This is a genomic window from Vibrio sp. AND4 (assembly GCF_000171815.1).
Classification (GTDB): Bacteria; Pseudomonadota; Gammaproteobacteria; order Enterobacterales; family Vibrionaceae; genus Vibrio.
Map to the genome: position 1 here is coordinate 166,867 of NZ_ABGR01000007.1, position 11,284 is coordinate 178,150.

The following is an 11,284-nucleotide window of genomic DNA, read 5'->3' on the forward strand; positions in this document are numbered from 1 at the left end:
CCACATTTTGTGTTTCTTATAAAGTCTAATAACTTATATGGTTTACGGTTTTTAAGTGGGTGGTTGGTGCTGAAATTTTATTGATATGTAGATAATTATGCTGCTGCTCGATCTTAGTTGGCTGTGTAGTGCATTGGGTCGGTTTTCTTGGTGGGTATCAGAATATGAGACCCAGCGTTGTAAAAGGGTTCACTCGTATTTTAGGTGTAAATCCAAGTCAGATAATTGTGTCTATTTATTCCACATATATGCATTTCTATACAGACTTTTGGTTTAGGTATGGCTAGATTGATATTCTGTGTGAATTGAATTCGTGGTTTTTTATAATTATTTACAAAAATATTTCTACTTTTCGAGACCGAAAGAAGTTTGTCATGTTTTGAATTCAAACACTTGAAGCTTATCCAGATTCAAGATAAATATGACGCTGAAATTATTGCAGTAGTGGAAAAAACTGGCTTTTGAAATTCAAGGAGAGTGTTTCAACGGTTTTAGTTACTACAGGATAAAAAGCACCATTTTAGGTCGGGTTTATCCTTTCCAACCTCGCCTAATAATGGACAGTAGACAAGGAGCAAGTTGTATATGCTGTCGTACTTTTTACGCCGCTTGGCGCTGGTGGTTCCAACGTTTCTTGGCATTACCATTCTCATCTTCGCGATCACTCGATTTGTTCCTGGTGGGCCTGTAGAGCGCATGTTGTCACAAATGCAAGCACAAGGTGATGGTGCAGCCTCTATTACTGCTGCTGGTGGTAACACTGCGCTCTCTGATGAACAAATCGCAGAACTCAACGCGTTCTACGGCTTAGATAAACCAGTCACAGAAGCCTATATTGAGTGGTTAAGTCGCTTGGTTACACTCGACTTGGGTGAATCCACCCGATACTACGAGCCTGTATCAGACATGATTGCTGAGCGTTTGCCTGTGTCTTTGTTCTATGGCGGCATGACCTTCTTTATTAGTTACTTTATCTCAATTCCTCTTGGCTACTATAAAGCGTTGAAGCACGGCTCGGTGTTTGACTCCACTTCTTCTGTTCTTATCTTCGTTGGCTATGCTTTACCTGGCTACGTGGTTGGTGTTTTGCTGATTACCTTGTTCAGTTATCACCTAGAATGGTTCCCAATGGGGGGCTTTGTCGGGGATGACTTTGATGACTATGAAACCTTTTTTGAACGCGCTCAAGACATCATGTGGCATGCGGTACTGCCTCTTATCTGTTACTTGATAGGTGACTTTGCAACGTTAACGATGACGATGAAAAACAATCTGATGGAAAACTTATCCTCAGATTACATTCGTACTGCGATTGCGAAAGGCTTACCGTTTAAGAAGGCGGTTCGTAAACACGCGTTGCGCAATAGTTTGATACCAATCGCTTCTCACTTTGGTAATTCGCTGCTGTTCTTTATGACAGGGGCATTTCTTATCGAGGTGATTTTCAATATCGATGGTATTGGTTTGTTGGGCTATGAATCCATTATGGAACGTGACTACCCTGTCGTCATGGGCATTGTGGCTATCAATGCGGTATTACTGCTTATCGGCAATATCGTTTCCGATATCTGTGTTGCTTTAGTCGATCCACGTGTGAAGTTTGGAGCGTAATATGATTAAAGTCAGCCCATTAACTCAAAAGAAAATCCGTCACTTTAAAGAAATCAAACGTGGCTACTGGTCGTTTTTGATCTTATCCACCATGTTGATCCTTTCTCTGTTTGCTGAGCTGTTGATCAACAGTAAGGCTTTGGTCGTTAAATACGACGGCAGCTATTACTTCCCGGTCGTCAGTGATGTACGTTTAGGTAGTGAGTTTGGCCAAGCGTCTTCGAGTGAAGCTGATTACCGAGAGTTGCAGAAAGTATTTGAAGCACAAGGCGGCGATAACTTTGTTCTTCTGCCGATTGTTCCTTGGAACCCTTATGAGCAAGACTTTAGTGGTGATTTTCCACCAACAGCTCCAAACGCTGAGCATAAACATTATCTCGGCACGGATGTCATCGGTCGTGATATTTTGGCTCGATTGGTGTACGGCTTTCGCACTGCGATGGGGTTTGCGCTATTAACCATGGCGATCTCGTACGCAATTGGTACTGCCGTTGGCTGTGCGATGGGTTTCTGGGGTGGTAAGTTCGACCTGTTTGTTCAACGTCTAATCGAAGTTTGGTCTATGGTGCCGTTTTTGTACGTCATCATGATCTTGGTATCCATAGTGCAGCCTACCTTCACCTTGTTTGTTGCTATTAACGTTCTGTTTGGTTGGATGGGGATGACTTGGTACATGCGTACCATGACCTATAAAGAATCGGCTCGAGAATATGTGATGGCGGCGCGTGCGCTAGGTGCCTCAACAGGTCGTATTCTGTTCAACCATATCCTACCGAACACCATGGTGATGATCGTAACACTTGCGCCATTTACTATTGCCGCCAACATCACGGCACTGACCGCGCTAGATTACCTAGGCCTAGGTCTGATGCCGCCAACACCAAGTTGGGGTGAACTGCTGCAGCAAGGTAAGTCAAACCTAGACTCGCCATGGATTGTTTCTTCAGTCGTGACTTCTATTGTGTTGGTGTTGGTGATGGTGACCTTCATTGGTGAAGCGATTCGAGCTGCTTTCGACCCGAAAAAATTCACACGCTATGTTTGATCAAGCGTTGTGAGCAAAACATAAAAAGGGAAGTTTTATGAAAAAATTATTTTTAGCGACCACGCTGAGTACCCTAAGTTTTGGTGCGATGTCAGCAACGCTACCGACTGACTTAAACTGGCAAACAAACTGGGATGAGCCGCAATATGGCTCGCCTGAAGCAAAGCGCGGTGGGACTTACCGTACTTACATGTCGAGCTTTCCTCAGACTCTTCGTAGCGTCGGCCCGGATGCAAACGCTGGGTTGCGCCGCTACATCTTGGACGATACTCCGGGATTGGTGGTCCGCCACCCAGACACCCTCGAATTTATCCCTGAGCTGGCCAATGAGTGGGCACTGGCAGGTGACAACAAAACGGTTTATTTCAAACTGAACCCAGCAGCGAAATGGTCTGATGGTAAACCCGTCACGGCAGACGATTTTGTTTTCATGCTTAAGTTCTACCGTTCCAAAGACATTCTTGAGCCTTGGTATAACGATTATTACAACAAAACTGTCGCCGAGGTAATTAAGTTTGATGATCACACGTTCGCAGTGAAGGCCGCAAAACAACTCAACCCTGAAGAGCTGTTGTTAAGAATGGGGGCACTGCGTCCTCGCCCTGCTCATTTTTATGCGAACCCAAAGAAAGATGAGAATGGTGATGGTATTCACGACAACTTTGTTCGCTATTACAACTTCAAGAGCGAGCCTACGACCAGTGCTTACTACCTAGACGATATCAAAAAAGGCAAAAGTGTTACCTTTAAGCACGTCGGTGAGGGCTGGTGGGGTTACACCAATAAGTACTACGAGAACCGCTATAACGTCGACAAGATTCGCATCACGGTTATTCGTGATAACGACATCGCCAAGAAGCACTTTGAGAAGGGCAGTTTAGATGCGTTTGCCCTTGTGCTACCAAGTTTATGGCATGACAAGTCCAATACCGCACCTTATCAAAAAGGCTACATTGAGAAGTTTTGGGGGTACAACCAACCCCCTGTCGGTGCAGGTGGCGTGTGGATGAACACCGCAATGCCATTATTGGATGACTTAAACATCCGCAAGGGGATCACTTACGCGATCGATTTTGATGGCATGATCGAAAACATCATGCGTGGTGACTACAGCCGCAAACCCAACCCAACAGGCTATGGTCACGGTAAATACACATTACCAGATGCGAAAGCACCAAAGTTTGACCCAGAAAAAGCGGCACAAGCATTTGCTGCCGCGGGCTTTGATAAAATTGGTTCGGACGGTATCCGTGTCAATGACAAAGGCCAGCGCTTAAGCTTCGAGCTGACCTACTCGACACCAGTGCACACTCCTCGTATCGCATTTCTACGTGAACAAGCCAAGTTGGCTGGTTTAGACATTGAACTTAAGCTGATCGATGGCTCGTCGATGTTCAAATATGCGCTCGAGAAAAAACATCAACTTGCTTTCTTTGATATGGGCACGTCGGAAATCCCAACTTATTGGGAGTACTTCCATTCCGTGAATGCCAATAAACCGCAAACCAACTCATTCACCAATTACAGCACGCCAGAGTTGGATGAAAAGATCATTACTTACCGTTTTACTATGGACATGGATAAGAAAATCCAATTGGGCCATGAAATCCAACGTGACATCATTGATGCGCACGTGATTGTTCCCGGTTACATGGTGCCATACGTACGTTACGGTCACTGGCGTTGGTTGAAACTGCCAGAGAAGCCAATGAACCGAATGACAGAAGCGTTGTTCAGTGGTGGCATTATTGGTGATGGTACGTACTGGATTGATAAGGACGCTAAGAAACAAACCCAAAAGGCGATGAAGTCGGGTAAAACCTTTGAACCGGTTGTTGTCGTTGATGACACGTATAAGCTGTAAGGATGTGTTATGGAAAACGATGTAATCCTGAGTGTTAAAGACCTAGAAGTTGAATTCACTACTGATGACGGCCCAGTGAAAGTACTGCATGGCGTGAACTTTGATGTTCGCGCTGGGCGTACCCTTGGCCTTGTTGGCGAATCGGGCAGTGGTAAGAGTGTGACGTCCATGTCCATTATGGGGCTGCTACCAAAACCATACGGTAATATTGTCAATGGTGAGGTTGATTATCGCGGGACGAACTTGGTGACACTGCCTGCAGAGCAAATGTATGCCATGCGTGGTGATCGCATTTCAATCATTTTTCAGGATCCAATGACGGCACTGAACCCAGTGCACTCAATTGGTCGTCAGCTATGTGAGGTGTTAGAGCTACACCGCCCTGAGTTAAACAAGAAAGCGCGTGCGGCTTACGCCATTGAAATGTTGGCAAAGGTGAAAATTCCGATGCCGGAGAAACGCTTGAATGAGTACCCGCACAATCTATCTGGCGGTATGCGTCAACGAGTGATGATCGCCATGGCGCTGGCGTGTAAGCCCGACATTTTGATTTGTGATGAGCCAACGACGGCACTGGATGTAACGGTTCAGGCGTCTATTCTTGAATTAATGAATGAACTGCAAGAAGAAACAGGCATGGCGATGATCTTTATTACCCACGATCTTGGCGTGGTTGCAGAGGTGTGTGATGACGTAGCAGTGATGTATGGTGGTCGTATTGTTGAAAAGGCGGAGATTTTCGAGTTGTTCGATAACCCACAACATCCATACACAAAGCGTTTGATGGGGTTGATGCCAAGCTTAGATAATGAGCCCAAGCAGATGATCGACATTAAGCCGATCGATGCCAGTATGTTTGCTAGCTAACTGGTGCAAAGTGAACAAGTCATAAAAGAGGATGTTATGGCCAAAGAAGTATTAAGAATTGAAAATCTTAAGCAGCACTTTGTATCTGGTAAAGGACTGTTTAAGAAAGGCTACACCATCAAAGCGGTGGATGGTGTATCGCTGTCAGTAGGCGAGGGTGAGACCCTTGGTCTAGTTGGTGAGTCTGGTTGTGGTAAGAGTACCCTTGGCCGCACGATTCTCAAGTTGTATGAGCCTACGGATGGCAAGATTTTCTTTGAAGGTAAAGACATCACCAGGTTTTCTGTCAAAGAAATGCGCTCGTTACGTAAAGACATGCAAATTGTCTTTCAAGATCCGATGGAGTCACTTAACCAACGCCATACCATAGGCATGATTCTCGAAGAGCCGTATGTGATTCACAACATAGGTACTTCAGCTGAGCGTAAACAATGGGCGAAAGAGCTATTGGTAAAAGTCGGCTTGCCGGAAACGGCGGTGAACCGTTACCCACATGAGTTCTCTGGTGGTCAGCGCCAGCGTATTGGCATTGCTCGTGCGATAGCGCTTAAGCCTAAGTTGCTGATTTGTGATGAGTCTGTGTCAGCATTGGACGTATCGGTTCAGGCGCAAATTCTCAACTTGCTGCTGCAACTACAGCAAGAGATGAACCTAGCGATTATCTTTATTTCCCATGATTTATCTGTAGTGAAGCATGTGTCCGATAAAGTGGCGGTGATGTATTTTGGTAAAGTGGTGGAAGCGGGTGATGCGAAAGAAATCTACGCCAATCCACAAAATGACTACACCAAGACACTATTATCCGCGATCCCAATTACCCATCCGAAGTACCGTAAGAAAAAGCGCTCAGCAGAAAAAAAGCAGCAAGTGGCGTAATGCCGCCATCTGTCGAGTAAAATTATCATCAAGAAAACGCTCCAATTTGTCGGGGCGTTTTTTGTTGTGAGCTTATTTTTATAGCAGGAGGGAGGATGAGCCTTCAGCTTCTTTAATTGAGCGTGTTACACTGCTGGCTTATTCCTTTGATTTGTTTGGATAGTTGACCATGCCGTCGCATTTACCTAAATCATTCAGCCGCCCATTTCTGAAAATCTTTCATCTGCTTGAAGCCATGCTGTTGGTCGCCATTACTTTAGCGACGGTGTGGGCGACGGTGGAAGAGTTTACTCACATTTATGCACAAAAGCGGGTCGCGCTCGATGACATCCTATTAATGTTCATCTATTTGGAAGTGCTCGCTATGGTAGGGCAGTTTGTGATGAATGGTAAGATACCGGTTCGATACCCTATCTACATTGCCATGATGGCCATTGCCCGCTACATCACCCTTGGTATGAAAGAACTCGACTCAGTGATGATCGTGTGGCTGTCTTTGGCGGCATTTATTCTGGCGGCAGCAACCTTGGTTATTCGAGTTGGTCATCACTATTGGCCGTATATCGATAATAAAACTGCCGAAAAAGACGAATAATATAAAGCTTCACCCTGTGCGCAATGTCGTTCATTTAAGCGGAGCAGCCCTGCGATTAACAGGGTATCGGGACTTTGACATTTTTACCGCCCTAGGCCTAGTCGGCTTAGGGCGTTTGTCTATAAAGAGGATGGATACGGATAAGCTTTTTTACTTTCTAGTGTGCTGGTTGTAGATTCTTGGGCTCGCTAGTCCTTTAAATCGCCGCTGCGTCTACAAACCAAGTCATCCTCGCTGAATCAAGCATCTCGAGGTTACTTGGGTATGCTGCGTCATTCTGAACGACGAGGAACGAGTCAGATTCAGAATCTACTATCCGAGTGTTGTATTGCTAGGGTGATATCAGGAACTTTTTATGTTTGAGCGTTGAATATCAATGCCTAACACAGACTAAAGATCATTAAAAAAGCCCTGTAATGCAGGGCTTTAGAAGATAAATCGAAAGGTCTGTTATTCGATATTCTGGATCTGCTCGCGCATTTGCTCAATCAAAACTTTTAGTTCAACACCAGAGGCGGTGATGTCCGTGCTGATCGATTTTGACGCTAGCGTGTTCGACTCACGGTTGAACTCCTGCATCATGAAATCTAGTTTACGGCCACAAGCGCCACCTTTCTTCAGTACTGCATTTGCCTCTTTCACGTGAGAGTCAAGACGGTCTAGTTCTTCTGCTACGTCTGATTTTTGTGCCAGAAGGATCAACTCTTGTTCAACACGAGATGGGTCTAATTCCACTTTCGCATCTTCAAACTTCGAGAACAGACGTTCGCGTTGCCACTCTAAGATTTCGGGCATACGTGCACGAACTTTCACAACTTCTTCCGTGATGGCATCCAAGCGCTGTACGATGAGCGCCTTCATGTTTTCACCTTCACGAGCGCGGGCATCAATGAACTCTGCGATTGCATCGTTAAACGCTTCTAGTAGATCTTTATTGATGGCATCCATGTCTTGCTCGGGGGTTTCCATCACGCCAGGCCAATTCATTACTTGGAATGGGTTTAGTCGGCTGTCTTCACCTGTCATCGTCATGACTTGGTTGGCAGCATTAATGACTTGCTGAGCCAAATCTTCATTAATGCTGAGTTCGCCCTTGGCAGCAGGGTTTGCCTCAAAGCGTAGGTTACATTCAACCTTACCGCGCGCTAGACGCTTACGGAAACGTTCACGTAGGATAGGCTCCAAACCACGGAACTGTTCAGGCATACGGAAATAGGTTTCTAGGTAGCGTTGGTTTACACTGCGGATTTCCCACACTGCGCTACCCCAATCGCCTTTTACTTCTTTGCGTGCGTACGCTGTCATGCTGTAAATCATTGAATTTTCCTGTCTTCTAATTTGCTGAAAATTACCCCGCAATACTAACACAGCCAACCTTTAGTGGCTGTGTAATTGTGAGTCGAGGTTGTCCAGATAGCTTTATTTAATCGATTCCGTTATAATCTTCGCCCAATCAAATCGTCTTCTCCTCATTACCTAAGGTAGATGCCCATGCGTCCAAACGATCGCAAGGCGGACCAAGTTCGCCCAATCAAAATTACTCGTAACTACACCGCTTATGCTGAAGGCTCAGTGTTAGTTGAATTTGGTAACACCAAAGTGTTGTGTAATGCGACCGTTGAAGAATCTGTGCCTCGTTGGCTAAAAGGTCAAGGTAAAGGCTGGGTAACGGCTGAATATGGCATGCTACCTCGTGCAACTCACTCGCGTACTCGCCGGGAAGCCGCGAGCGGTAAGCAAGGTGGTCGCACGATGGAAATCCAACGTTTGATCGCACGTAGCCTGCGCGCTGTGGTTGATCTTAAAGCGATGGGTGAGTTCATGGTTACTGTGGACTGTGATGTGATCCAAGCGGATGGTGGTACTCGTACTGCTTCTATCAGCGGTGCGAGCGTTGCGATGGCGGATGCGTTCCAACACCTAGTCGATAGCGGTAAGCTAAAAGCAAACCCAATGAAAGGCCATGTTGCGGCAGTTTCAGTTGGTTTGTTAGGGGAGGATGTTTTGTGTGATCTTGAGTACGTTGAAGATTCTGCGGCAGACACAGACATGAACGTGGTCATGACAGAAGAAGGCAAGATGATTGAAATTCAGGGCACCGCAGAAGGTGAACCGTTCAGTCACGAGCAGCTGATGGCATTGTTAGAGTCGGCGAAAATCGGCATTACGGAAATTGTCGCAGCGCAGAAGGCGGCGTTAGAAAATTAATGATTTTTAAATAGCTTCCCACTAAGGAAGCTATTTTTTTACCTATTGCTAGGACCTGGAACCTAGGAAGCAGAATACTAATAGATATTTACACAGTAAAAGTTGAGAGGAAATAATGAAAGCATACCAGCGTGAATTTATTGAGTTTGCACTTGAGAAAGACGTTCTTAAGTTTGGTGAGTTTACTTTGAAATCTGGCCGTAAAAGCCCGTACTTCTTTAACGCTGGTCTTTTCAATACAGGTCGTGACCTAGCACGTCTTGGCCGTTTTTACGCCGCAGCACTTGCCGATTCAGGCATCGAATTTGATCTATTGTTTGGCCCAGCATACAAAGGCATCCCTATTGCGACAACAACCGCGGTCGCGCTAGCGGATCATCACGATATCGATACGCCTTACTGCTTCAACCGCAAAGAAGCGAAAAACCACGGCGAGGGTGGTAATCTGGTGGGGGCTGCGCTTGAGGGGCGTATCATGCTTGTGGATGACGTTATCACAGCGGGCACGGCCATTCGTGAATCGATGGAAATCATCCAAGCAAACGGTGCAGACCTCGCTGGTGTGTTGGTGGCGATTGACCGCCAAGAAAAAGGCAAAGGTGAGTTGTCTGCGATTCAAGAAGTCGAACGTGATTTTGGCTGTGCGGTGATTTCTATCGTGAGCCTGACAGACCTTATTACTTTCTTAGAAGAGAAAGGCGACAATGCCGAGCAACTAGCAGCGGTGAAAGCGTACCGTGCTGAGTTTGGGATTTAAAAGAGAGGTCTTAGGTTTAGAAAAGGTCCTAGAACCCTAGGACCTTCTGTGAAGCTAGCTCTTTATTGATACCTGATCCCTTTTGGCTCAGTCTCATCCGCCATGGTTTTGTAGCGTTTGTGCAGCCACATCCATTGCTCTGGCGCGCGTAGAATCACCTCTTCCACAAAGGTATTCATGTAAGCTGCTGCTGCGACTTCATCTTGTTGGGGATAGTCAGCTTCAATGCACTTATCGGCAATGATCTCATATTTACCATCTTGATTGCGGAAGCCTGAGCCCGGAATGATCGCGCACTTAGACGTGTAAGCCAGAATGCTGGTGCCCGTTGTCGTGCAAGCGTCTTCGACCGCAAAGAAAGGCACGAATACCGATTTGTTGCGCCCGTAATCGTGGTCCGGTAAGTAGAACAAACGCTCACCGCGGCGAAGAACACGAATCATCTGCTTAACGTCTTTTCGGTCAATCAGTTCATTGCCGTTATGGGTACGGCCCCAGTACTGAATGAAGTTGTATGCTGGGTTGTCGTGTGGGCGAAAAGCGCCGTAACCGGCAACACCAAGTACCGCAAAAGCGCGTGCAGTAATTTCAAGGTTCAGGGCGTGCACGCAGCACAGCAGTACACCTTTACCCTCTGCATTTTTTTCTCGCAGGGCGCCTAGGTCTTTTTCGGTGATCAGCGTTTTGAAGCGCCAAGTGGGCCAAAACCAAGTGATGCCAGTTTCGATCAACGCTATACCGGTATTGTTGAAGTTCTCTTTAACTATATCTTGGATTTCTGCAGACGTTTTATCTGGGAAAGCCAGTTCTAGATTGCGCGTTGCCACATGCACACGCTTTTTGCCATAGCGCATGCCGATACGGCCAAGTGTGCGCCCTAGTGATAGTAGCATGCGGTATGGAAGGATATTGACCACAACGGCCAACAAGCCAAAACCGAGCCAAACTCCCCAGTTACGAGGGTGGAGAAGGGAAAGAGAAAACTCGGGCTTAGTGAATTTGTCTTTACTCATAATCTCTACTTAATTTGTGCGCTAAGAAGTGCCCAGTACTCGTCAAAGTTTGCGGTAGGTTGGTATTTGAAGTCACTGCGAACAAAGCGGTTCAAACTACCTTCAACTTGTCCTAGGATTTGAGCGGCTAAAATACGTTCTTCAACTGGGAACGATTTGCCTTCACGGATCTTACGTTCACGTAGGATCTGACGAAGTTGTGTTTCGATACGCTCAAACAGTTGGTTGATGCGATCGCGTAGGCGCTCATTTTCAAACATGAGAGCATGACCAGAAAGAATGCGTGTCAAACCTGGGTTACGTTCTGAAAATGCCAAAATAAGGTGCATGACCAGACGAATGCGCTCTAGTGTGTCTTTCTCATCATCCAAAATACGGTTGATGCGTGTCATGAGTGCTTCTTCGATGAACTCAATTAAGCCCTCAAACATGCGAGCTTTACTCGGAA

The 11,284-nt window shown here is 46.1% G+C and carries 11 protein-coding genes; 8 read left to right on the forward strand and 3 right to left on the reverse strand.

From position 1 onward, the window contains the following. Positions 1-585: 585 nt before the first annotated feature. The 6 genes from AND4_RS10510 (at position 586) to AND4_RS10535 (ending at position 6,858) form a co-directional block, all read left to right on the forward strand. The gene (locus AND4_RS10510; protein WP_009842946.1) at positions 586-1,611 is read left to right on the forward strand and encodes an ABC transporter permease subunit; all 1,026 of its coding nucleotides are present in this window, start codon (positions 586-588) and stop codon (positions 1,609-1,611) included. A gap of 1 nt (position 1,612) precedes the next feature. Then, complete coding sequence (locus AND4_RS10515; protein WP_009842947.1) at positions 1,613-2,656, forward strand: ABC transporter permease subunit; 1,044 nt, start codon at positions 1,613-1,615, stop codon at positions 2,654-2,656. A gap of 37 nt (positions 2,657-2,693) precedes the next feature. Then, the gene (locus AND4_RS10520; RefSeq protein WP_009842948.1) at positions 2,694-4,520 is read left to right on the forward strand and encodes an extracellular solute-binding protein; all 1,827 of its coding nucleotides are present in this window, start codon (positions 2,694-2,696) and stop codon (positions 4,518-4,520) included. A 9-nt stretch (positions 4,521-4,529) separates the two neighbouring features. Then, entirely contained in the window at positions 4,530-5,387 is an 858-nt protein-coding gene (locus AND4_RS10525) for an ABC transporter ATP-binding protein (protein WP_009842949.1), read from the forward strand. A 36-nt stretch (positions 5,388-5,423) separates the two neighbouring features. Further along, on the forward strand, positions 5,424-6,263 hold the full coding sequence (locus tag AND4_RS10530) for an ABC transporter ATP-binding protein (protein WP_009842950.1): 840 nt from the start codon (positions 5,424-5,426) through the stop codon (positions 6,261-6,263). A 169-nt stretch (positions 6,264-6,432) separates the two neighbouring features. After that, positions 6,433-6,858: a phosphate-starvation-inducible PsiE family protein gene (locus AND4_RS10535; RefSeq protein ID WP_009842951.1), complete on the forward strand. Its 426-nt coding sequence runs from the start codon at positions 6,433-6,435 to the stop codon at positions 6,856-6,858. Between the two features lie 450 nt (positions 6,859-7,308). On the opposite strand, the gene AND4_RS10540 is transcribed toward AND4_RS10535, so the two are convergent. Next, entirely contained in the window at positions 7,309-8,175 is an 867-nt protein-coding gene (locus AND4_RS10540) for a YicC/YloC family endoribonuclease (protein WP_009842952.1), read from the reverse strand. Between the two features lie 174 nt (positions 8,176-8,349). On the opposite strand from AND4_RS10540, the gene rph reads away from it, so the two are divergent. Then, positions 8,350-9,066 (forward strand): ribonuclease PH, encoded by a 717-nt coding sequence (gene rph / locus AND4_RS10545; protein ID WP_009842953.1) that lies wholly within the window; start codon positions 8,350-8,352, stop codon positions 9,064-9,066. 115 nt (positions 9,067-9,181) lie between these two features. Further along, a complete protein-coding gene (gene pyrE / locus AND4_RS10550; protein ID WP_009842954.1) occupies positions 9,182-9,823 on the forward strand; it encodes an orotate phosphoribosyltransferase in 642 nt (213 codons plus the stop codon). A gap of 62 nt (positions 9,824-9,885) precedes the next feature. On the opposite strand, the gene AND4_RS10555 is transcribed toward pyrE, so the two are convergent. Together AND4_RS10555 and slmA are read right to left on the reverse strand one after the other, a co-directional pair. Continuing rightward, complete coding sequence (locus tag AND4_RS10555; protein ID WP_009842955.1) at positions 9,886-10,836, reverse strand: Kdo(2)-lipid IV(A) acyltransferase; 951 nt, start codon at positions 10,834-10,836, stop codon at positions 9,886-9,888. 5 nt (positions 10,837-10,841) lie between these two features. Continuing rightward, on the reverse strand, positions 10,842-11,284 hold a 443-nt coding region (gene slmA, locus AND4_RS10560; RefSeq protein WP_009842956.1), incomplete at its 5' end, for a nucleoid occlusion factor SlmA.

Coding starts and splice junctions, on each gene's coding strand:
- AND4_RS10510 (WP_009842946.1), top strand. CDS start 586: ATGCTGTCGTACTTTTTACGCCGCTTGGCGCTGGTGGTTCCAACGTTT.
- AND4_RS10515 (WP_009842947.1), top strand. CDS start 1,613: ATGATTAAAGTCAGCCCATTAACTCAAAAGAAAATCCGTCACTTTAAA.
- AND4_RS10520 (WP_009842948.1), top strand. CDS start 2,694: ATGAAAAAATTATTTTTAGCGACCACGCTGAGTACCCTAAGTTTTGGT.
- AND4_RS10525 (WP_009842949.1), top strand. CDS start 4,530: ATGGAAAACGATGTAATCCTGAGTGTTAAAGACCTAGAAGTTGAATTC.
- AND4_RS10530 (WP_009842950.1), top strand. CDS start 5,424: ATGGCCAAAGAAGTATTAAGAATTGAAAATCTTAAGCAGCACTTTGTA.
- AND4_RS10535 (WP_009842951.1), top strand. CDS start 6,433: ATGCCGTCGCATTTACCTAAATCATTCAGCCGCCCATTTCTGAAAATC.
- AND4_RS10540 (WP_009842952.1), bottom strand. CDS start 8,175: ATGATTTACAGCATGACAGCGTACGCACGCAAAGAAGTAAAAGGCGAT.
- rph (WP_009842953.1), top strand. CDS start 8,350: ATGCGTCCAAACGATCGCAAGGCGGACCAAGTTCGCCCAATCAAAATT.
- pyrE (WP_009842954.1), top strand. CDS start 9,182: ATGAAAGCATACCAGCGTGAATTTATTGAGTTTGCACTTGAGAAAGAC.
- AND4_RS10555 (WP_009842955.1), bottom strand. CDS start 10,836: ATGAGTAAAGACAAATTCACTAAGCCCGAGTTTTCTCTTTCCCTTCTC.